The organism is Pseudomonas antarctica (genome assembly GCF_001647715.1).
Taxonomy (GTDB): domain Bacteria; phylum Pseudomonadota; class Gammaproteobacteria; order Pseudomonadales; family Pseudomonadaceae; genus Aquipseudomonas; species Aquipseudomonas antarctica_A.
In genome coordinates this window covers 670,637-693,014 of record NZ_CP015600.1, presented here as the reverse complement: position 1 = coordinate 693,014, position 22,378 = coordinate 670,637, and the positions used below count along the sequence as shown (strand labels likewise).

Below are 22,378 nucleotides of genomic sequence, written 5' to 3'. Positions count from 1 at the left end.
GGACAGGTTGCCAATGCTCCTGTTCTAGCTCGCGGGTAAAAGGCTGTTGATTGTCTGATCGGTTAAGGTACTGAGCAGGCGTTGGTACTCCGCTTCGATACTGGCAAACGACATGTTGTACTCCTGTTGGATCATCACATACCCCGGTTGGCTCGCGAGGCCAGTGCGCCCCAGTAGTGCCGATGTACGGCTGATGGTTGCGCGCAGCCCCTCGCGCTCCTGCGCTGACAACGAACCGGTATCAAGCCACTCCTCCAATGCCGTTTTCAGGTCAATAAGCGCTTCGAATTGGTTGCGCACCGTCGAAAGCTCCTGCAGGTGGGCGCGGTGCAAATAGTCGACCCACATGGGTTGCTCCAGCAGATTGCTTCGAACCAGTTCGCCCTGGTCCAATGCCGTCACTCGCTTGAACGCCTCTTCGATCATCTCTGCGGTTACATAATCCTCGCGAAACGCCATGCTTTTGGCTTGCCATGGCAAGCTCAGTCGAGTGGCCAAAGACGCGGTGTAGGACAGATAAATTTCAACCTCATCAATCGGCAGTACTTCGCGACCATCGGCGTCGTACTGAATAATCGGAGCGCCTTCGGCGTCGATCTGCGGGTACTGCACGCCTTGCGCCTTGAGCTGCTCGACCCGGCGATGGGCAATCCTGCCCAGCTCATCCAATCGCCATTTGCCTCTGGCCAGGTTGAACACACTCCTTCGAACGACGCCGGCATCTTCACTGAAGTACGCAGCGCGCAGCAGCACTTCTACGCCCATGGCATTAAACAGCTGGGCTCCCGCGTCGACACAGGCAGTGGGGTTTCTTGCCATAAGGAACAACTCGTCACGCAAATCGGCGTCTTCGCCCATGGCCTCCAGCATTCGCCAGACCTTCGCGGTCAACTCCGGCAGCAACCGGCCGCTGTCGACCGTTGCATCCCCCGAACGCCTGAGGGCGCGCAACTCATTGAAGAAACCTTCGGAGCCGAATGTCTGTTCAAGATGATCCCATAGCCGTTGTTTGGAGCTCCACTCGTCCTGCGGCACTCCGGTGTTCCACAACCGGCGGTCATATTCACCCCGGGCAGGAAACTGGCGCTCCGGGTCGTAACCCGCCGCTTCGATGTACTGTTTGAATTGCGTCAGCAATTCGGGGGTAGCCAACTTCTCGCGACTGAGCAAGGTACGCGCGACAATCAGGGCATTGTCTGAACCAGGAGCAAAAACCGGGATACGGTTGATGGGGTTATCCATCAGATCCAGGCGAAAATCACGCGGGCGCGGCACTCGAAAGACCCCGGCTGGCCATTCCTGAAGGTTGGTGTTGCTCAACCACAGCGTGCGCAAGCGCTTCATACCGCTGACATCCGGCGCCCGCTCCAGCCGGTTGTTTCTCAAGGACAGTGCCTCCAGCCGAGTGGCCCTACTCAACAACGTTACCTCCACGGGCGTCAGGGCGATCCGATTGCTTCCCAGGTTCAGGCTGCGCAAATGCGGCATATCGCCAATGGCCTGGGGCAACTCAGTCAACTCACCGTTCTCCAGGCTAAGATCACGCAGGCCACGAAAGTTGACGAGCAAACGGCCGACATCAGCATCGGTCGCGTTGCTGGAGTCCAGTGTCAGTTGAGTAACCCGGTCGAAATTGGCCCCCAGGGCCGGCAGCGTACGCAGTTGCTCTTGCAAGTCGGCTCCGACCCACTCTATTTTCTGCCCCACGTATTGACCGTGAGTGTCGTAATGACGCGGGCCGATTTCTTTCAATGCGCCGTGCAGGGTGCCATAAATGGCGCGCTTGGCTTTCAAGGCGTTGCGATCCGCCTCGCTGAACCGCTCGACCCCTTCCGTGTGCGTGGACAGCCACCGGTTCATCGTCGACTCAAAGACCTTGCGTTCTTGCTCCAGGCGCTTGAGCCACTGATCATCGGACCAACCTCTCTTCTCCCGCAGGGCAATCACTTCGGCCGTAGTCAAATCGGGGTAAAGCGACAGAATGCGCTCTCGAACGACCTGGTCCCAAACGCTCCCCCCACGCCCAGATAATGGATAGCCTCGACGACCAGCGGCCGACGATGTCGGATATCGAGACTGAGCTTTCGATTGCATGCCTAACACGTTGCGCAATTGCGCACGCGAAAGGGCTTTTTCGGCTATCAACGCTTTGAGTTCCTCGCCCTGCCCGACATCGGGCAAACCGATTGCGTTGCGATGAGCGTCGGGCAACGCATGCTGCAGGGAACCATACAGCCCGTTGATGCCATGCAGATCCTGCCCCCGTGCATCCATGGCTTGATACCGCCCGTCATCCACCCGCACCAGCACCTTGCGCTCAGCGGCATCGACTGGACCGAAGCTGGCACGCAACTCACCTTCCATGCGGCCTTCGCGCACTTCCAAACGCAGGCCGTCACTCCAACCAGGCACGTTAGCCAGGCTATTGAGCACCAGGGCCTCGGTGTCCTTGTTGGCCAAGTCGTCGAGGTAGAGCCCTTCATAAGCGTGGGTCAGGCGCATCTGCTGTTGCGCCAGCCGGGCCTTCTCCAAAAGGCGAAACGGTATGTTTCCGGTGCCGCTCATGATCTCCCGTTCGGACGGTGTAACGTCTGCCAGCAGTTCTCGCACCAGGTGCGTAGGTAGAGTGCTGAACTGGCGCTGCACCAGCGTGATCGCGCTGTCCGACGGTGGCTGCTGCGCAAGATAGATACTCTTCATCAGCCGCGACCTGACACGGATGGCGTGCTGTTCAAGCTGTGTTTGCAAGGCCGCAGTGCGTGCCTCGGGTGTGCCGCTGGAGCGCCCCACCAAGTCTATGAGCTGGGCCTCACTCAACGACTCGATGACTCGCTTGGGCAACTGGCCGTTCATCAACTCGCCACGGTGAATGCGCAGGGTGTCCGACGCTGCGGCCAGGCTATTGCCATACTTGATCGACGCTCCACCCACCTCTTCACTCGAAAAAGCCTCTATTGCCACGCTCGCCGGCCACCTCGGCAACTCCACCATCAAGGACGCGGCATAGCTGCACAGGTCATTGCTGAGCGACCCCTGGCGTATGCCCTCGGCCACCTTCACCGCATCGCGATAGGCCCGGAACTGGCGCAGGGTATCGAGCAAAATCGCCGGCGCCGGCTCGCCCTCTACATGCACCCGGCGCAGCACATCTTCACTCACATCCGCGACGCGTCGCACCTGTTCCAATTCGGCATCGCTGAAACCGTCTGCTACCGGGCCCAACCGCCGCATCAGCGGCGCGCCTTCCCAGCTCTGCGGGCGTTCCAGTTCATGGTTCCAGAGACCACTGCCATTTCCCGTGAGTGTCGGTTGATAGGCGTCGGGCCGCGTGGGATGGACGATGCGGTAATCTTCTGTCACCGGGTCCTGCCGCACAACGTACCGCCTACCATCCAGCGGCAAGAGGGTTGTGCCGTTGACCTGGTGCAGGCCTCGCTCGTCGACCGCAGCGCCGGAAGGTATCGGCTGAAGGTGTTCATAGGACGACAGGTCGGGCTTCCACAATCGCTGCTTGCCACTTGGCAGGGTGATGCGCTTGAGGTTGTCGACCACGCTGGCCAGCTTGATGGCGGGCAGCACCTTGGCCCCGGTGCCCAGCATCGCTGCATTGAGGGCCACGCTGGAAAAGTGCGCCCACATCGTCTTCAGATCACTTTGCTCGTAGGCTTCGATGCCGTCATACACTTCAGTGCACATCTGTGCCGCGCCCACCGCCAGCATGATAGGCCCCAGCCCCGGCACCACGAAAGCACCGAGGTTGAACACGCTGATCACCGCGTCCAGGTAGCTCGACAGTCGGTCCATGCGCGCCTTGCGGTCTTCGTCACCAGTGGGCACGGCCACGGCGCGGGCATCCGACAAAATCTTGCGCACCTGTGCTTCGCGCAGTTGCGTCCACAGGTTGCCTTTGATACTCATCGCCTCCAGGGGCAATCTCACCGGCTTTGATGCCATTGGGTAATCGCCTTCCGCGCCATTGCCATTGGCGGGTTTATAGAGCCCATTGAAACGCTGGAAAAAAATCCCCTGCTCGCGCTGGGGCACAAATCGGCTGAAAAAGCGCCGGTACGAGGCGCTGTGCAAGCGGGTCCTGAGGTCGGCCATGAACTCGGCGCTGGAGGCATACTCCTTCAGCGGCTGCTGGGGGTCATTGGGGATGAACACCACCAGGCGCTCGACACTGTCACTGTCTTTACGGGCTGGACCGATCAGCAACGGCCCCACCAACACACTGCCAAACACCTTCAGCGCGGCGAACGTCACCGGCTTGCCATCGAGTGTGGCGCTGCCCGGGTCGGTGATGACCTGTTTGATCATGCGGTAGGCATCAGCACCAATGCCCCACTCGGTCTGGTGAGCCGCCATCTCGGCGCTCAGCGCCAGCAATTGGCGCTGGTGCTCTTGCAGCTGCGTTTCCAGTGCGGTGCGCTGGGTCGCCTCGTCCGGCTGGACGATGGCCTTGATGTGCTGCTGATACAAATTGCCCACGTCCAGGCTGCGGCACACTTGGGCAAATTCATGCGGCGCGATGGCCAAGGCCTGGGAATTGACCGCGCTAAAGGTCGGGATAACGTCGCCGTCATACGAACTCCAGGCGGTTATGATCTGGCAATCGTTGCAGGCACTGGCTCGTTCTTCATCGGGCTCGAAATTGGCCAGGGCGGCCTCAAGTAGGGAAACAGCGCGGTATACATAGTTCAGCTCCGAGTCGCGTTGTCGGTCGAAGACCAAAAAGCCGAACAGGTCGTCGCGACTTTTGAACCCATACTTGCGCGCGAAATAGACGTTCTTGACGTCCACATCCAAGTTGAAGCGTTGCTTGAGTGCGTCTTTAAGCGGCTGCTCGGCAAAGGCGAGCACATCCTTGATATCACCGAGGGTGTTCTCCACCTGGTTCAAGGTCTCGCGATAACGGGTATGGCTGTCGGCCAGGTCAGCCTTTTGCTGAGCCGTGGCGGTCAGGTACCAGCGAGGCAGTTGCAGTTCGTGGCGGGCGAGTTCTTCCTGGCGTGCAGTAGAGCCTTGGTTGAACCAGCCGGGCACACGGTCTTTGAGGAAGTCATAGTGAACGCCCCGAAGATCAGCGTTGAAGGTGCCTTCGGCGGTAGGGGCAGGTTGTTCTGACATAGTAGGGCTATCCATGACGGTCGGGAAAAAACCAACCTATCGAATAGCCCTACCTGAAAAGCCCTAGATAGTTATGCGGCTCAAAAATGCTCGCGCGGATTGAACGCCGCTTTCTGCGCCAGTTCCTGCCACAACGCCTTGACCTCCTCGTCGCTGCTTTTGGGCATCACGGCCTTGAGCTGCACAAACAGATAGCCGCGCTGCCCGGCTTTGTTGAGTAAGCCATGGCCCTTAGCGCGCATACGCTGGCCGTTCTGGCTGCCGGCCGGCACCTTGAGGTTGATCTTGCCGGTGAGGGTTGGCACCGCCACTTCCGCGCCCAATGCCAATTCCCACGGCGCCAGGGGCAAGTCGATGATCAGGTTTTCACCGTCCACCTCGAACTTGGGGTGCGACGCAAACTTGATGATCAGGTACAGATCGCCATTGGCGCCACCGCCAATACCCGGCGCGCCCTGCCCTTTGAGGCGGATGCGCTCACCGTCGGCCACACCGGCGGGGATCTTCACGTTCAGGCTCTTGGTGGTGTTACTGACGTGACGACCCGAAGCGTCGTATTGCGGCACCTGGAAGCTGATCTGCTTGGACTCGGTGGACAGCGTCTCTTCGAGGAGCACCGTCAGTTGCATCTCCACGTCCTGGCCCTTGCGCCCGGTTGGACGGCGCTGGCCACCACCGAAAGCATCGCTGCGGTTACCGAAGATCGAGCTGAAAAAGTCCGAAAAGTCCTCGGTGTTCTGGCCACCGCCAAAACCGCCACGGCTCTGCCAGCCCGGCGGGCCCTGGAACGGCTGGCCATGCTGGCCGTATTTGCGCAGTTCGTCGTATTCGGCGCGCTTATCGGCGCTTTTAAGCGCTTCATAGGCTTCGGACGCGTCCTTGAATTTTTCTTCGGCGTCTTTTTCCTTGCTCACGTCCGGGTGATATTTGCGTGCGAGCTTGCGATAGGCGGCCTTGATTTCCTTGTCATCGGCCGTCGGCTCGACACCCAGTATCTTGTAGTAGTCTTTGAAATCCATCGGCGGTTCACCATCCTTAATCGAGATCGCACAACCTGAGGCACAACGTGCGCTGCTTTGCACCTGTTGAGTCTTGTGGCCCGGGGGTGCGTCAAAGTGTTATCGGCACTAGCCGTATGCATCAGATGTGGGGGCGAATCCCTTACTTTCAAGCACGATTTAACGGATGGTTGGCCTACGCATCCGCCTTCGACTGGCATACACTGCGCGGCCGTTTTGCAACCGGAACCCGATAGACATGAAAAACCCATCCCCAGCCCGTGCCTGCGGCATCGACTTTGGCACGTCCAACTCCACCGTCGGCTGGATCCGCCCCGGCGAGGAGACGCTTATCGCGCTGGAGGACGACAAGATCACGTTGCCGTCGGTGGTGTTCTTCAACTTCGAGGAGCGCCGCCCGGTGTACGGTCGACTGGCGCTGCACGAATACCTGGAAAACTACGAAGGCCGGCTGATGCGCTCGCTCAAGAGCCTGCTCGGTTCCAAGTTGATCAAGCACGACACCAGCGTGCTCGGCACGGCAATGCCCTTCACCGACCTGCTGGCGCTGTTTATCGGCCAGCTCAAAAGCCGCGCTGAAACCACCGCCGGCCGCGAGTTCGAAGAAGTGGTGCTGGGCCGCCCGGTGTTCTTCGTCGATGACGACCCGATGGCCGACCAGGAAGCTGAAAATACCCTGGTGGATGTAGCGCGCAAGATCGGCTTCAAGGACATCTCGTTCCAGTATGAGCCAATCGCTGCGGCCTTCGACTACGAGTCCACCATCGAAAAAGAAGAGCTGGTACTGATCGTCGACATCGGCGGTGGTACGTCCGACTTCTCGCTGGTGCGCCTGTCCCCGGACCGCCGCCACAACGACAACCGCCACGACGACATCCTCGCCACCGGCGGCGTGCACATCGGCGGTACCGACTTCGACAAACAACTCTCGCTGGCCGGCATGATGCCGCTGTTCGGCTACGGCAGCCGCATGAAAAGCGGTGCCTATATGCCGACCAGCCACCACATGAACCTGGCCACCTGGCACACCATCAACTCGGTGTACTCGCAAAAATCCCAGCTGGCCCTGGGCAGCATGCGCTACGACATCGAAGACACCGGCGGCATCGACCGCCTGTTCAAGCTGATCGAACAGCGCGCCGGGCACTGGCTGGCAATGGAAGTGGAAGAAACCAAGATCCAGCTGACCCACGAAGACAGCCGCCACGTGCTGCTGGACCGGGTTGAACCCGGGTTGAGCGTGGACCTGAGCCGCACACTCTTCGAGTCCGCGATTGATGGCTTGCTGGAGCGCGTGCGCAACAGCGTCACCAAGTTGCTGACCGATGCGTCGGTAGAAGTGGCGCAGGTGGACACGGTGTTCTTCACCGGGGGCTCCAGCGGTATTCCGGCACTGCGCCACAGTATTTCGGCGATGTTGCCAAATGCGCGGCACGTGGAAGGGAATATCTTCGGCAGCATCGGCAGTGGTTTGGCGATTGAAGCGAGCAAGCGCTACGGCTCCTGACCTGCCCCAATCTCACCAACACTGAAAATCAAATGTGGGAGCGGGCTTGCTCGCGATAGCGGAGTGTCAGTCGAAGTAAGTATCGACTGAACCACCGCCTTCGCGAGCAAGCCCGCTCCCACTTTTTTGAACGGTGAATACCTGAACACAGCCTAGCGGTGATAGATCGCCCACAAGCCAAGCAACGTCAGGCACCACATGACCGCGCCCAGCACGATCACCAGGTAGTTCCACAAGTTGAAGCGAGCGTTGCTCTGCCCCTCTGGGTCACCTGCCGCAAAATTGATCAGGCCTTGGCCTTGTTGAAGGATGTAGGCACACAGAGGCACCGCCAGGATCGCCAGGGGTTTATAGGCTAACCAGGTATCGATCCGGCCAGCCGCCATTTCGAAAAGCCGGGCACCTACTGTTACCACGACGAACACCGTCGCCCATTGCTCGAAGTCAAAATCGAATTTTCGACCGCTGCGGGCAATGCGATCATCGGCCCGGCGATACAACTGATGAATAAAGAAGATAAAGAAAATGGCCCGCGCCAACGGCCAGATATCCAGCTGATTGGCCTTCTTGTACAAGCTCCAGTTTTTATACGACCAAATGTAGGTGTACAGCCCGAAACTGAGCAGGCTCAGCACCAGCAGCTTGGTTTTGGAAATGACATAAAACTCGGCAGACGCCTTAACCGTCTCGGTCAACTCCGCCGTTGGCGGAGCATAGATATTTTCGCTCAATGCGGACCTCCCCTAATTCCCTTTAAGTTATTGCGTCAAACCATCCCGCCGAGCTTCAGCTCACTCTTCAAATACGCATAATAAATCGGCCCTGCCACCACGCCCGGCAGACCGAATGCGGCTTCAAACACCAGCATCGCCAGCAACAATTCCCACGATTTGGCACTGATCTGCCCGCCCACGATGCGCGCGTTGAGGAAGTACTCGACCTTGTGAATCACGATCAAATACCCCAACGCCGCCACTGCCACCCAGATCGACAGCGACAACGCGACGATGGTGATCAGTGTATTGGACATCAGGTTGCCGATTACCGGCAGCAGGCCGAGCAGGAAGGTCAGCACGATCAGGGTTTTGGTCAGCGGCAGGTGAATCCCGCACAACGGCAGCACCACCGCGAGGAAAATCGCCGTGAACATGGTGTTGAGCGCGGCAATCTTGATCTGGGCGAAGACGATGTTGCGAAACGCCTGGACCAGCAGGTGCAGGCGGTCGAACAAGGCGGCGGCCAGGGGCTTGCGCTTGGTCAGGTCGGGCACGCGCTGCAGCGCGATGATGGCGCCGAGCACCATGCCGATCAGCAGCGTGACGAACATGTGGGCGGCGTCTTTGCCGACCAGTTGCAGCTCGCTCAGGTGCTTGCTCAGCCAGTCGCCGATGGCCACGCGAAACTCGGCGGCGCTGGCAGGCAGGTAGGCGTCGAGGAACGGCGGCAACTGGCCGCGCGCGCGATCGACCACGCCCATGAATTTATCGAGGGAAGCCCCAGGGTTTTCCGCTTCGTGGAGCAGGAAGCTGATGGCGCCGGCGAAAATCAGGGCCAGCACGCTGACGATCAAGGTGCCGAGCAATGCCACCGCCAGCCAACGCGCGCGCCGGCCTTCGATCAGCCGTTGCAACTGCGGGGTGAGCATATTGACCAGCTCATACACCAGCAAGCCGGCCAGCAGGCTGGGCAGCAGCTTGAGCGGCAGAACCAGCAACAACCCACCGAAAATGATGACGCAACTGACCAGCAATAACACGTGACGCTGAGAAAACGTTGGCATACAGCCTCAAAACGAACGGCGTTAAAGGATGGGCAGTCTGCCAGCCTTGAGGGAATCAAGCGAGAGGCCAGGTTGTGAATGCGATCAAGTGTGGGAGCCGGGCTTGCCCGCGATGCAGGCGCCTGGGTTTACCTGGCCTACCGAGGTGATGCTATCGCAGGCAAGCCAGCTCCCACATTTGAGCTCCAGTGTTGGCGAAATCGTGGTCAGCCTTTGAGGCAAGTGCTCATAAAGGTCTTACGCGCATCGCCGGTCAACGCCTTAGTTTTCGCCGTGGCATTGCAGTCTTTCATTTTCTGCTGCTGTGGGGTCAGGGTCTTGGCGTCGTTGGCGGCAGGCGCCGACAGGCAGGTCTTCATGAACGCCTTGCGGTCATCGCCTTTGAGCGTCTTGGTGGTGGCTTCAGCATTGCAGGTGGTCATTTTATTTTGCTGGGCGGTAGCGGCGAAGCCTTGGGAACACAGCAGCAGGCCCATCATCAACAACGGAATACGCAGCATCTTCATGGAGTTTTCTCCCTGTTACCGTGCCGAAAGGGCACGGCCTACGCAGCAGTGTAGTCAAAACCTGTTACATGTCAGCGGACGCGAATGTTCGACCGGCGGTACTGCTCCGGGGTGCAGCCCGCGTGGCGCTGGAACATGGCGATGAAGGCCGAGGCGGTGCTGTAACCCAAGTCAAAGGCCACATGCTGCACACTGTGCTCGCTGTCGAGGGCCTCGATGGCGGCGAGGTAACGCAGGCGCTGGCGCCATTCGCCGAAGCTTATGCCCAGCTCCCGCACAAATTGCCGGGCCAGGGTGCGTTCGCTCACATGCACTTGCTCCGCCCATTGCGCCAGTGGGCGATTGTCGCCGGGCTCGGCCTGCATGCCTTCGAGCACACTGAGCAGCCCGGGGTGGCGCGCGTAAGGCAGAAAGCAATCGTGGATCGGCGCTTGCTTGAGTTGGTCCACCAGCACTTGGGCCAGGCGGATATCCGCCTCGGTTTGCGGGATGTTGACATCGCGCAGGGCAAAGTCGCCAAGGATCGCCTTGAGAATCTCGCTGATTGCCAAGGTGCACGGCGCCTGTGGCAGTTGCTCGCAGAGTTGCGGGGCAAGGCCCACCGAGCGATAGACAATGGCCTGGGCGTTGTAGGAGCTGTGCTCGGTGTTCGGCGGGATCCACACTGCGTACTGCGGCGGCGACATAAAGCGGCTGCCGGCCACTTCCATGCGCATCACGCCGTTGGCCGAGTAGTCCAGCGAACCCCAGAAGTGCCGGTGCGGCGTGCACTCGGTATCAGGCGCGAAATCGGAGTAACGGAAGTAGACCGGGCTCGGCAGGCGCGGGAAATCCGCGAGGCGTACGGTGTGTCTGGGCATATTGTCTGGATACAAAGGTCGTTTGTCTGGATCGCAGTATAGGCTTCGATCCAGACAGGGGATAATCCTGCCTCATCAACACACTTGGTTTCTTTCGATGCAATTTGCGTATCCCCTGCTGGCCATCTTTATCTGGGCCGGCAATACCGTGGTCAACAAATTGGCCGTGGGCACGATCTTCCCCGCTGAAATCGGCTTTTACCGCTGGTTGCTGGCAGCGCTGCTGTTTACCCCGTTCATGCTCAAGCCGGTGATTGCCCATTGGCCGATGATTCGCCCGAACCTGGGCAAGATCTTCATCCTCGGCGTGCTCGGCATGGCCGTGTATCAAAGCCTGGCCTACTACGCCGCGACCCTGACCTCGGCCACCAACATGGGCATCATCCTCTCGCTGATGCCATTGATGGCGCTGACCGCCGCCATCATCAGCCTCGGCCAGCGCCTGACCTTTGGCGCACTGACCGGCGCAGTGCTGTCGTTCGCCGGCGTGGTGGTGGTGGTGTCGGCCGGCAGCCTGGGCGCGTTGCTGCAACACGGGGTCAACCTGGGCGACGGCATGATGCTGATCGCCACCCTGGCCTACGCGGTCTACAGCACTTTGCTGAAGAAATGGCAGCTGCGCCTGCCGCCGCTGGTATTGCTGTATTTGCAGGTGCTGGTGGCCGTGGTGGTGCTGTTTCCGCTGTTTCTGTTCTCCACCAAAGCAGGCCTGGGCTGGGCGAATATTCCGCTGGTGTTGTACGCCTGCTTGCTGGCGTCGATGCTCGCGCCGCTGGCGTGGATGCACTCGGTGAAGACCCTGGGGCCAAGCCGCACCACGCTGTTTTTCAACCTGCTGCCGCTGATTACCGCGTTGATTGCGGCGGTGGTGTTGAAGGAAGAGCTGGCGATGTATCACTTGGTGGGTGGCTTGCTGACGTTGGGCGGGGTGATTTTGTCGGAGCGCTGGACTACGCCGGTTCGCCGTCAGGTCAGTGTTGCCTCATAGGCCGCCTTCGCGAGCAAGCCCGCTCCCACATTCGATCACATTCCAAATGTGAAACTCGGTCGAATGTGGGAGCGGGCTTGCTCGCGAAGAACGATAACGCGGTGAACCGGCTAAACCCCGGCAGCCTTCAACCGCTGCGCATGCTCTACAAACAACCGAATCGGCTCCGCGCCCTTGCCCACCAGCCCGAAGGACTGGTTGACGATATCGAAGTGGTCCAAGGGGTAGTCATCACCAATCACCCATCCCAGATGCGAGCTATAGCGCCCGACCATACCGTCGCATTGGCCCTTTTCGCGCACAAAACTGCGGGCGAACAGCCGGCAACTGCGGTTCGTGCCGTCCAGCAGGTTGCGCCCGCGATCAGTCTTGCCCGGCTGCAAGGTGCCGGACCATGAGTAATAGCGCACACCGTTGGCCACTTCGGCGCCCTGCCCGCCCCACGTATCGGGCAGGCCCTGAGGGTATTGGCGGTTGAACAGGGCCACGCCTTCGCTGGTCAGGGAATGATGGGATGCCTTTAGATCGGCCTTGAAGCGCGGCCCGCGATAGCCGGTTTCCAGCAGGCTCATCATCCCTGCGACTAAATGAAACACCGCGCTCACGACTCGGCCTTTCCAACTGTCTGCGGGGTAATGGAGCTGGAAGTAATCCGCCAATTCCGAGCCATGATTGGGCCCTGCCACTGACGTCACCGAAGCCACCCACTCAGGGCGCTTGGCCGCCGCGTAACGCGCCGTCAGCGAGCCCTGGCTATGGCCGAGCAAGTTGACCTTGTCGGCGCCTGTTTCCCGGCGAATCCGCTCAATCTGTGCCAGCAACTGCTCACCGCGCACCTCGCTGGAATCCAGCGGCGCCACCTGCACGGGAAACACCTGCGCCCCACCCGCCCGCAACGCCGGGACAATCCCGTACCAATACGGGAACAACCCCAAGCGTACGAAGCCCAGCATGCCGGGCACCAGCACCAGAGGGTAACGCGTGGCTAACAACTGCGACATGAGGCGAACGTCCTTGATCAAGTCAGGATGAAGGCAGGCTAACTCAATCCGGCGACGAGCAGATGACACGTTCGGGCAAATCCAATAAAACTTTTTGCCCCGCCCAAGACTCACAACTTGGAGCGATCACGCCGGCAGAGCGTGGCGCAAAACCGGATTAGCACCAGGAGATTGAGATGACTGAAGCACATTTGACTGACGTTGCGACCCTGCGCTCACGCGCCCGCCAGAACGTCGAAAACGGCGCCGTGACGGAAGGCTATGACGCCGACCGCGAGGAAATCATCCGCCTGCTCAACGCATCGCTGGCCACTGAGCTGGTCTGCGTGTTGCGTTACAAGCGCCACTACTTCATGGCCAACGGCCTAAAAGCCAGCGTCGCCGCCGATGAATTCCTCGAGCACGCGACCCAGGAAGCCGAGCATGCCGACAAACTGGCCGAGCGCATCGTGCAACTGGGCGGCGAGCCGGAGTTCAACCCCGACCTGCTGTCGAAGAACTCCCACGCGCAATACGTGGCGGGCAAGAACTTGAAGGAAATGGTCTACGAAGACCTGGTGGCCGAGCGGATCGCGGTGGACAGCTATCGCGAAATCATCCAATACATCGGCGACAAAGACCCGACCACGCGTCGCATCTTCGAAGAAATCCTGGCCCAGGAAGAAGAACACGCCGACGACATGGCGGATATTCTGCAGGATCTGTAAGCCGTAACACCGCAAGCCCCATGTGGGAGCGGGCTTGCCCGCGATAGCTATCGAACAGTCAGTGTATTTGTCGACTGTTACTCCGCTATCGCAGGCAAGCCCGCTCCCACATTTTTTGTTTGCGGTTTCGTCAGTTACTTTTCACGGTCTTCGGCGCCTTGCCTTCCCTCATCTGCTGCAACAGCGGTGCACACTGGTTCGGCTCATCGCCACTCGGTGCCACCAGCGCCAGCAACCCGGCTGCCGGGCCGGCGATCACACCCAGTGCGACCATGCCTGCCCCACGCAGCATCAGCGGCACCGCTTTCACACCCGCATTGGGCTTGATAAACGGGCCGTTGACGTACAGCGGCGAACGCAGGGAAAACAGGCGAAAGCCCTTGGACTCGGGCGTGATGGTCAGGTCGAGCTGTTCGGTCGCCATGTTTGCGGTGCCATCGATGTAGATGATCGCGTTCTCGGTATCGAACACAAACAGGCGAGTGGTCGCAAGGCCGGTCTTGATGCCGAAGTCCGCGGCCGCGCAGTTGATCTTCACTTCTTTGTCGCCGAACAGGCGGCCCACCACATAGTTGCCCACGTTGAGCCCGGCGATTTCCATCAGGCCACGGCTGATCGCGCCGTCGTTGATGAGCATTTTCAGGTCACCGTTGGAGGAGCCCAATAAGGCCGCCACGGAGTTGCCGCGCCCGGAAACATCGGCATCGCCGTTGAGTTCACCAAAGCTGGTTTTCATCGGTTCAAACGTTGGGAACAGCTGCTTGAGCTTGAAGTTACGCGCGGTGAGTTTTGCGCGGCCTTCCATCGGTGTGATGCGGCCGTTCAGGCGAATCTGTGCATCCAGCTTGCCCCCAGCGACCCCAAAACGCAGGGGTTCCAGGCTCAGCTCGCCGTCGGTGAGGACCAGGTGGGTATAGAGGTCTGTGAACGGCAATTCGGCACTGTGCACGATGCGTTTGCCGGTGAATTCCACATCGGCATCCATGTCGCGCCAGCGCTCGGTGCGGAACTCTTCCACCGGCAGCACCTTGGTCGCCGGTTGTTTGCTTTCGCCGCCACGGGCTTTCTGCTTGGCATTGGAGTCGGCACCGATCAACGGGGCAAGGTCGGTCATCAGCAATTGGTTGGACACCAGTTTGCCGCTGAGTTTGGGCCGAGGCTGACTGGCGACATAGCTCAGGTCGCCGTGGATATCACTGTTGCCGATCTTGCCGTTGAAGTTTTCATAGGTGAATGACGCGCCACTGGCTTCATGCAACTTGGCGATCAGGTGACCGTCGGTGGAATAGGCCGGCGAGTCGGGCAGCGTCACGCCGGTCAGCGGGTAGAGGTTACCCAGGCTGGAGCCGGCGAGTTTCAGCCGCAGATCCAGGGCGCCAAGGTTCAGCGGGTCGGTCAGAGTGCCGACGAGGGCAACGCTGGTGTCGGCGATTTTCACCTGGGCTTGCAGCGGGAACGGCTTGGCCGCGTCCTGCAAGGCGAGCAGGCCGCCGATTTTGCCGGTGCCGTCGAGCTTCTGACCGTGATATTGGCCTTTGACCTTGAGGCCGAACGCATAGTCCTGAGGCGCCGAACCTTTCTCGAGGGCCTTCTTGGCGTCGGCGTCGCCGACGATCTCGCCGAACGGAATAGGCTTGCCCAGCAGGTCAATGATCACATCCAGCTGGGTGTTGAGCGTTTGGTCGTCGAGCGTCACATGGCCTTTGTCGAAACCGATAGCGCCGATGTCCACCACCCAACTGGACGGTTCAGCGTTGGGGTCTTTGGGGTCGAACTTGAAAGTCCAGTTGGCGCGACCATCGGCCAGGCGCTGCAAGTCGGCACTCGGCTCAGTGAGGTCAATACGCGGGATGACCACACGCTGCGCCAGCAGCGCCAACGGAGAAATGCGCAGTTCTACGCGCTTGAGCGTGACCATCTGTGGTTTTTTCGACCAATCCGGGTTGCCCAGGGTCAGGTCCTCGGCAATCACGTGCGGCCAGGGCACCCAGGCCCGCCAGCCACCTTCATCCGCCTCACGTGCCCACACCACCGCCAGGTTGCCATTGATGGCAAAGGGGCGATGCAACTCTTCGGAGACCTTGGCATTGAGCGGCGGCTTGATGCGGTTCCAGTCGAAAAACACCAACACCAACACCACGACGGCGATTAACAGAACGAAACTGGCGCAGCTCCAAGCGACAATTTTACGAGTGCGCGTCATTGCACAGGACTCCTGATTACGACTGAGGGTGCGCGCTGCCGCGCACCTTTTGACTACAGCTTATATGGCTACGACTGACAAATGATCTGGGGGTTTAGCCCGAGTACGAATTCATCGCAAAAAAAGCGACTCGTCCTACAGCCTGAATCGACTGAACCATCAACAATGCACCGGCGTTACCCATGAACGGGTCGAAAATACCCACCATGGTGCAAAACCGCGGGCTTGAGAGGTGCGTTCTAGAGCCTCCGCAGGGAACAATCAATTCTGTTGATTATTACCATTGTGTTTATGAACTTTTATATCGACTTATCGAGAGTAGCATTAGCCCTGTACCCACTTTATCGCCCTCCTAAGGAGCAACCCTCATGAAACGCCAATTACTCGCTACTGTTCTGCTGTCTGTCCTGGCTTCCAGCGCTTTTGCCCTGCCAGCCGCTGAACAAGCCACCCCACAGAACAAAGCCCAAGCCGTGCAGTCCAGCCAAACCCTGGCGCGCAGCGGTTCGCAAGAAGACGAAAACCGTGACTACGCCAAAGGCGCTGTTGCAGAAAATGGCTCGGATCACGCCAACAAACGTGCTTACGCCGAAGGCGTTGTTGAAGGTGGCCGTGATCGCCTGGAACAGAAAGGCCTGGTAGAAGGCGGTGCTGAACAAGCCAACGACCGCGCTTACACCCAAGGTGTTGCCGAAGGCGGTGCTGACCGTCTGCAAGAACTGCATCAAGCACAGAGCTAAGCCCGTGCTGGCCCAGAAAAAAGCCCGATCGGCCGATCGGGCTTTTGCTTTTATATAGACCCCGTCACGCTCAGCCCCCGCCAAGTTCGACGCCGATGAAGCTGTTTTGCTAGAGTGCGTCGCTGTACTTGCCGACAAAGCCCGCCCGCCGATGCTGCCCCGCGCCGAACAGAAGCAACAGACCCGCCTCGCCTTGATGGACGCAGCCCGCCATCTGATGGAGTGTGGCCGTGGGTTTGGCAGCCTGAGCCTGCGCGAAGTGGCCAAGACCGCCGGGATCGTGCCGACCGGGTTCTATCGTCATTTTGACGACATGGACCAGCTTGGGCTCGTGTTGGTGAGCGAAGTCGGCCAGACCTTCCGCGCCACCATCCGCCTGGTGCGCCACAATGAGTTCGTCATGGGCGGCATCATCGATGCGTCCGTGCGGATCTTCCTCGATGTGGTCTCGGCCAATCGCTCGCAATTCCTGTTCCTGGCCCGCGAGCAATACGGCGGTTGCCTGGCCGTGCGGCAAGCCATCGGCGCGCTGCGCGAAGACATCACCAGCGACTTGGCGGCGGACCTCACGCGGATGCCCAAGCTCCAGCACCTGGATGCCGAAGGTCTGCACGTGATGGCCGACCTGATCGTCAAGAGCGTGTTCGCCACCCTGCCCGATATCATCGACCCTCCCGCCCATGCGCTGCCTGCTCACCTCACGCCGCAGGCGAAAATCACCCAGCAATTGCGCTTTATCTTTATCGGCCTCAAACATTGGCAAGGGCTGGGCAGTACCGAGTAAGCCCATCAGCCTGGCGTGCGGAAGTCCGAATCCTGCCTCCCATAGGCCAAACCCCTGAAAACGCCAGCACGAAAGAGATGAAAGAAATTTCATACAGAAGGTGGCGGATCTCGACGCAAAACGCCCACATCCAGTGCTATAAATCCCATTACGCACCAAATTGAAACACGACCGGAATGAGCGAATGCCCTATTCGGTGGCATGACGGTGCCTGCTTACAGGGTTTTCCTACTCACAGGTGTGATTGGCAAGCCCCTTGCTCTACCTCTCTCATCGCTCATAGCTGGAAGCCTTCTGATGCTGGTGATCCACCGCCGAATCGCCCCCCAAGCCCTCTGGGCTGCCGAACTGCTGCTGAACTTCGAAGCGCGCAGTAAAAGTCGCCTGCGCTGTTTCAGTGCCGATGGCGAAGATGTCGGCCTGTTTTTGGAGCGCGGCCAGCCGCCGCTGCACGATGGGGAATTCCTACACGCTGAAGACGGACGTGTCGTACGCGTCTGTGCTCGCCCTGAACAACTGCTGCACGTCACCTGCAGCAACGCGTTTGAACTGACCCGCGCGGCTTATCACCTCGGTAACCGCCATGTGGCCCTGCAAGTTGGCGACGGCTGGCTTCGCCTGCTCGATGACTACGTGCTCAAGGCCATGCTCGAACAATTGGGCGCCCACACCGAAACCATTGAAGCACCGTTCCAACCGGAACACGGCGCCTATGGCGGTGGCCATCATCATTCACGTCACGGTGATGAAGACTTCAATTACCCGCCCAAGCTGCACCAGTTCGGCGTACGTCTATGAACCCAGCCTGGGCGCTGTTGCGTCTGGCCAGTCCGCAACTGCCGATTGGCGGCTATAGCTATTCACAGGGCCTGGAAATGGCCGTGGAAAATGCGCGCGTCAATGACGCCGCCAGTGCGCGACGCTGGATCAGCGACCAACTGCTGCTCAACCTTGCGCGCTTCGAAGCACCGCTGTTGCTCGCCCATTGCCGCGCCGCCGCCGAACAGGATTGGCCGCGCCTGGCGCAATTGTGCCAAGAGCATCGCGCCAGCCGCGAGACCCGCGAGCTGTATCAGGAGAGCCGCCAGATGGGTTACTCCTTGCAACAACTGCTCAATGGCTTGCCGGAACTGGACGACGCCGCGCGTGCATTTCTGGAGCCATGCGCCGAACCGCACCTGGCTTTGGGCTGGGCCCTGGCAGCACGCGCCTGGCACATCAGCCCCGACGACGCCCTCGCCGCCTGGCTATGGAGCTGGCTGGAAAACCAACTCGCCGTATTGATGAAGACGCTGCCCCTGGGCCAGCAAGCCGCCCAGCGCCTGACCAGCGAACTGCTGCCGCTGCTGCAACAAGCCCAGCAGGACGCCGGCCGACTCGCCCCTAACCATTTCGGCAGCGCCGCGTTCGGCCTGTCCCTGGCGTGCATGGCCCACGAGCGCCAGTACAGCCGACTGTTCCGTTCCTAAGCCCTTTATCTGGAGAAGCACATGAATACACAACCCTTGCGTGTCGGCATCGGCGGCCCGGTGGGTTCCGGCAAGACCGCCCTGACGCTGGCGCTGTGCCTGGCCCTGCGCGATCGCTATAACCTGGCCGTGGTGACCAACGACATCTACACCCGTGAAGACGCCGACTTCCTGGTGCGCAACCAGGCCCTGGCGCCGGAACGCATCATTGGTGTGGAAACCGGGGGCTGCCCGCACACGGCAATTCGTGAAGACGCCTCGATCAACCTGGAAGCAGTGGATCAACTCAACCGCCGGTTTCCGGGCCTTGACCTGATTTTGGTGGAGTCCGGCGGTGACAACCTGTCGGCGACGTTCAGCCCGGAGCTGTCGGACCTGACGATCTATGTGATCGATGTGTCTGCCGGCGACAAGCTGCCGCGCAAGGGTGGGCCCGGTATTTGCAAATCCGACCTGCTGGTCATCAACAAGATCGACCTGGCGCCGCTGGTGGGCGCCTCGCTGGAATTGATGAACAGCGACACCCAACGCATGCGCAACGGTAAGCCCTTTGTGTTCAGTAACCAGAAAACCGGCGTCGGCCTGGATGAAATCGTCGCCTTCATTGAACGTCAGGGCCTGCTGACCGCCGCCTGATCTCACCCTAAAAAAGGAGCCTGTCCATGGGCCTCAACAAACTTCTCGCAACCGCCGCCCTGCTGCTCGCCCCCGCCCTCGCCTTCGCTCACCCCGGGCATGGGGACAATGGGCTGGTGGCAGGCATCAGCCACCCATTGGGCGGCATCGATCACTTACTGGCCATGGTCGCGGTCGGCCTCTGGGCGGCGCAGCAAAAAGGTAACGCGCGCTGGGCACTGCCTTGCACCTTTGTCGGCGTCATGTTGATGGGCGGCCTTTTGGGCTTTGAAGGCCTGCAATTGCCGGCGCTTGAGAGCGGGATTGCCGCGTCGGTGCTGGCGCTGGGCCTGGCAGTGGCACTGGCGGTGCGGCCGCCGTTGTTCGTGGCAGTCGGTGCCACGGCATTGTTCGCGCTGTTTCACGGCGTGGCGCATGGATTGGAGCTGCCGGACATGTCCAGCCCGTGGGCGTATGCGGCCGGTTTCGTGGGCGCAACGGCAATATTGCATGCGGCGGGGTATGCGGTGGTGCGTTTCCTGCCGGCGGCGGCTGCACCGTTGGTGCGGGTAGCAGGTGCGGCTTCGGCGGCGACTGGGGTTTGGTTGCTGGCGGGCTGATTTCCAGCGCCTGCAAGGGCTTCATCGCAGGCAAGCCAGCTCCCACATTTGATTGGGTTCACACATCAAAATGTGGGAGCGGGCTTGCCCGCGATAGCGGTAGCACAGACACCGCCTATCCCAAGCCTGCTACCATGCGCGCCTACACCCCTGCCGTGACGACGCCAGCCGATGCCCATCGCTCCAAACTCCGCTTCCCAGCCTTCATTGAATGCCGTGCTCACGCACTTCCATGACCTGATCGTGCCGCTGTGGCAGGGCCCGGGCTGGAATGCCGAGTTGGCGTTGCCGTATGAGGCTCTGGACGCCAATCACACGCCATTGCCCCCGCAGCGCTACCGCGCCATGGCCTGTGCCCGGCAGCTGTACCTGTTTGCCAGCCTGATCGGCAAGCCCGGTTCGGCCTTCGCCGAAGAGCGCGCGGCGGCGCTGTTTCGTTCCCTGCAACGGCACTTCCATGACGCCGAGCACGGTGGCTGGTTCTACAGCATCGACGCCCACGGCAAGCCGCTGGACAAGCGCAAAGACCTCTACACCCACGCCTTCATCATCTTCGCCTGCGCCCACTACTGGGCCAAAGTGCGTGAGCCGCTGGTGGAGTCGGTGCTCGATGCTGCCCTGGAAGTGGTCGCCGAACGCTTCGCCACCGGCGACGGCCTGTACGAAGCGGTATTGGAGCGCAACTGGTCGTCCCTCAAGTCCGGCCCCCTGCAAAACCCGCTGATGCACCTCGCCGAAGGCTTCCTCGCCACGCTGGCCGTGCGTGAGGACGCCATTACGCAAGATGCGCTGCTGGACCTCGCTAGCGCGATGCAGAAGCGCTTTATCGACCGCCAGCACGGCGTGATGATGGAGAAACCGCTGGGCGCTGTGGATAACTGGTTTGAGCCAGGCCACCAGTTCGAATGGTTCTTTTTGCTGGAATCGTCAGACGTACTGCGCAGCACACCGTTGCATGCGTCGCTGACCCGGGCGTTTGCCTACGCCGAGCTCAAGGGTGTGGATAAACTCAGCGGTGCGGTCAGCGGCATGCTCGCCCTGGATGGCAGCGTGCGCGACGGCACTCAGCGAATCTGGGCCCAGGCTGAATACCTGCGCGCACTGACCTTGCGACCAAACAGTGAAGCGGTGCTGCAACGCCAATTGCTGGCGCTGCAACAGCGCTTCCTGCATGACAAAGGCTGGCACGAATGCCTGGACGCCAAGGGCGCCGTGAGCCGACGGGATATGCCGTCGACCACGCCGTATCATTTGGCGACCTGCTATCAAGGCCTGATCCAGCATCTCGGCTGATTTTCAGGGCCTCATCGCAGGCAAGCCAGCTCCCACATTCGACCGCATTCCAACGGTAGGACGCGGTTAAATGTGGGAGCGGGTTTGCTCGCGAAAGCCTCCCCTCGGTCTAACTGACTGTCACGCAATCCACTTGCGATCCCCGGTAAAACTGATCGTCAGCCAGCGCGCCGCATCCGGCGTGCCGAGCCCTGTGGATATTTCTTCACGCAGCCCATCGAGGGTCGCGACGTTATCCACCGGGTAGTTGGCCGGCAATACCACATGAATCTCGATAAACCGCGCCCGCCCGTGTTTTTGCACGTAGGACACATAGTCGTCGAAACCATGCTTGGCCTGGGCCGCGTCCATGACCTCGCGCACCTTGTCGTCCAAGTGGTCCGGGGCAATCCCCAGCACTTCGCGCAACGCCGGGCGCAGGATCTTGAACGCCGGCGCCAGCATGCTCAGGGCCAGCAGGATCAGAATCAGCGGGTCGACATACACCGCCCACTCGCCATAGCCCTGAGACTTGAGCAACAGCGCGGCGAGAAAGCTGATCAGCAAGCCCACCGAGAGCATCGCGTCCACCATCCAACTGATGTTGTCGAACTGGATCAGTGAGGATTTGAGTGTGCGATTTCGATAGCGCACGTAAAAGAAGTAGGCAAATTCGACGACGGTAAATACCGCCGCATAAATGATCACCAGTCCCAACTCGATTTCGCGCCCGCCATTGATAATGCCGAACACACCGTTGAGAAACGCGTAGATGGCGATCAACAACAGAAAGCTGCCTTCGATCAGCAACACCATGGGTTCCAGGTGCCAATAGCCGAACTGGAAGCGCTCGTTGCTTTTCTTGGCGATCAGCTTGGCCGTGATCAGCATCAACACCTTGATGGCGGTGGCGATCAGCGAGAAAAAGCCGTCGAATAGAATGGATTGGGCGCCAGAAATAACACCCGTGACAATCCCGGCGATCGCTACGGCGAACATCAGGATGGTCGATTGTTTGAGCAGTGCCTGCTCACCTCGGTTACTCACATTTCCTCCTGTCAAAACCTTTAAACCGCACAGTGCGGAGGGGTTTTCAGGGGTGGAGTGTACCTTATGTCGTGTTTTGGCCGATTTGACGCCATCGCAGGCAAGCCAGCGCCCACATTTTGACCGTGTGAAC

19 protein-coding genes are annotated in these 22,378 nt (G+C 60.1%); 10 read left to right on the top strand and 9 right to left on the bottom strand.

Features of this window, described 5'->3' with window-relative positions; genetic code table 11:
• Positions 1-24: 24 nt before the first annotated feature.
• On the bottom strand, positions 25-5,127 hold the full coding sequence (locus A7J50_RS02810) for a dermonecrotic toxin domain-containing protein (protein WP_064450451.1): 5,103 nt from the start codon (positions 5,125-5,127) through the stop codon (positions 25-27).
• An 80-nt stretch (positions 5,128-5,207) separates the two neighbouring features.
• Positions 5,208-6,146 carry a DnaJ C-terminal domain-containing protein gene (locus A7J50_RS02805; protein WP_064450450.1) on the bottom strand — a complete coding sequence of 313 codons (939 nt, stop codon included), beginning with the start codon at positions 6,144-6,146 and terminating at the stop codon, positions 5,208-5,210.
• 238 nt (positions 6,147-6,384) lie between these two features.
• Between A7J50_RS02805 and A7J50_RS02800 the strand changes: the two genes are divergently transcribed.
• Positions 6,385-7,653: an Hsp70 family protein gene (locus A7J50_RS02800; protein ID WP_064450449.1), complete on the top strand. Its 1,269-nt coding sequence runs from the start codon at positions 6,385-6,387 to the stop codon at positions 7,651-7,653.
• A gap of 152 nt (positions 7,654-7,805) precedes the next feature.
• Here the strand turns inward: A7J50_RS02800 and A7J50_RS02795 are convergent, their stop codons facing one another.
• From A7J50_RS02795 to A7J50_RS02780, 4 genes are all read right to left on the bottom strand, one after another.
• Positions 7,806-8,384 carry a hypothetical protein gene (locus A7J50_RS02795; RefSeq protein WP_064450448.1) on the bottom strand — a complete coding sequence of 193 codons (579 nt, stop codon included), beginning with the start codon at positions 8,382-8,384 and terminating at the stop codon, positions 7,806-7,808.
• A gap of 35 nt (positions 8,385-8,419) precedes the next feature.
• Positions 8,420-9,433, bottom strand: a complete 1,014-nt coding sequence (locus tag A7J50_RS02790) for an AI-2E family transporter (protein WP_064450447.1) — start codon at positions 9,431-9,433, stop codon at positions 8,420-8,422.
• Positions 9,434-9,639: 206 nt separating this feature from the next.
• Positions 9,640-9,939, bottom strand: a complete 300-nt coding sequence (locus tag A7J50_RS02785; RefSeq protein ID WP_053254093.1) for a PsiF family protein — start codon at positions 9,937-9,939, stop codon at positions 9,640-9,642.
• Between the two features lie 71 nt (positions 9,940-10,010).
• On the bottom strand, positions 10,011-10,799 hold the full coding sequence (locus tag A7J50_RS02780) for an AraC family transcriptional regulator (RefSeq protein ID WP_064450446.1): 789 nt from the start codon (positions 10,797-10,799) through the stop codon (positions 10,011-10,013).
• A gap of 97 nt (positions 10,800-10,896) precedes the next feature.
• Between A7J50_RS02780 and A7J50_RS02775 the strand changes: the two genes are divergently transcribed.
• Positions 10,897-11,787, top strand: a complete 891-nt coding sequence (locus A7J50_RS02775) for a DMT family transporter (RefSeq protein ID WP_064450445.1) — start codon at positions 10,897-10,899, stop codon at positions 11,785-11,787.
• Positions 11,788-11,897: 110 nt separating this feature from the next.
• On the opposite strand, the gene A7J50_RS02770 is transcribed toward A7J50_RS02775, so the two are convergent.
• Positions 11,898-12,788, bottom strand: coding sequence for an esterase/lipase family protein (locus A7J50_RS02770; RefSeq protein ID WP_064450444.1), 891 nt, complete (start codon positions 12,786-12,788; stop codon positions 11,898-11,900).
• Positions 12,789-12,964: 176 nt separating this feature from the next.
• On the opposite strand from A7J50_RS02770, the gene A7J50_RS02765 reads away from it, so the two are divergent.
• Entirely contained in the window at positions 12,965-13,495 is a 531-nt protein-coding gene (locus tag A7J50_RS02765) for a ferritin-like domain-containing protein (RefSeq protein WP_064450443.1), read from the top strand.
• A 130-nt stretch (positions 13,496-13,625) separates the two neighbouring features.
• Here A7J50_RS02765 and A7J50_RS02760 read toward each other — a convergent pair whose 3' ends face one another.
• The gene (locus A7J50_RS02760) at positions 13,626-15,698 is read right to left on the bottom strand and encodes an AsmA family protein (protein ID WP_064450442.1); all 2,073 of its coding nucleotides are present in this window, start codon (positions 15,696-15,698) and stop codon (positions 13,626-13,628) included.
• 368 nt (positions 15,699-16,066) lie between these two features.
• Here A7J50_RS02760 and A7J50_RS02755 point away from each other — a divergent pair, with 368 nt between their 5' ends.
• The 7 genes from A7J50_RS02755 to A7J50_RS02725 all read left to right on the top strand — a co-directional run bounded on the left by A7J50_RS02755 (position 16,067) and on the right by A7J50_RS02725 (position 21,219).
• Positions 16,067-16,438, top strand: a complete 372-nt coding sequence (locus tag A7J50_RS02755) for a hypothetical protein (RefSeq protein ID WP_064450441.1) — start codon at positions 16,067-16,069, stop codon at positions 16,436-16,438.
• A gap of 151 nt (positions 16,439-16,589) precedes the next feature.
• Complete coding sequence (locus tag A7J50_RS02750) at positions 16,590-17,222, top strand: TetR family transcriptional regulator (RefSeq protein WP_064450440.1); 633 nt, start codon at positions 16,590-16,592, stop codon at positions 17,220-17,222.
• A 297-nt stretch (positions 17,223-17,519) separates the two neighbouring features.
• Entirely contained in the window at positions 17,520-18,020 is a 501-nt protein-coding gene (gene ureE, locus A7J50_RS02745) for an urease accessory protein UreE (RefSeq protein ID WP_064450439.1), read from the top strand.
• Positions 18,017-18,691, top strand: a complete 675-nt coding sequence (locus A7J50_RS02740; protein ID WP_064450438.1) for an urease accessory protein UreF — start codon at positions 18,017-18,019, stop codon at positions 18,689-18,691. The genes ureE and A7J50_RS02740 overlap by 4 nt, the downstream gene beginning before the upstream one ends.
• Before the next feature lie 21 nt (positions 18,692-18,712).
• On the top strand, positions 18,713-19,327 hold the full coding sequence (gene ureG, locus A7J50_RS02735) for an urease accessory protein UreG (protein ID WP_017849719.1): 615 nt from the start codon (positions 18,713-18,715) through the stop codon (positions 19,325-19,327).
• 26 nt (positions 19,328-19,353) lie between these two features.
• Positions 19,354-19,926, top strand: coding sequence for a HupE/UreJ family protein (locus A7J50_RS02730; protein ID WP_064450437.1), 573 nt, complete (start codon positions 19,354-19,356; stop codon positions 19,924-19,926).
• A 171-nt stretch (positions 19,927-20,097) separates the two neighbouring features.
• Positions 20,098-21,219, top strand: coding sequence for an AGE family epimerase/isomerase (locus tag A7J50_RS02725; protein WP_064450436.1), 1,122 nt, complete (start codon positions 20,098-20,100; stop codon positions 21,217-21,219).
• Positions 21,220-21,339: 120 nt separating this feature from the next.
• Here the strand turns inward: A7J50_RS02725 and A7J50_RS02720 are convergent, their stop codons facing one another.
• The gene (locus A7J50_RS02720; protein WP_064450435.1) at positions 21,340-22,245 is read right to left on the bottom strand and encodes a cation diffusion facilitator family transporter; all 906 of its coding nucleotides are present in this window, start codon (positions 22,243-22,245) and stop codon (positions 21,340-21,342) included.
• Between the last annotated feature and the right edge of the window lie 133 nt (positions 22,246-22,378).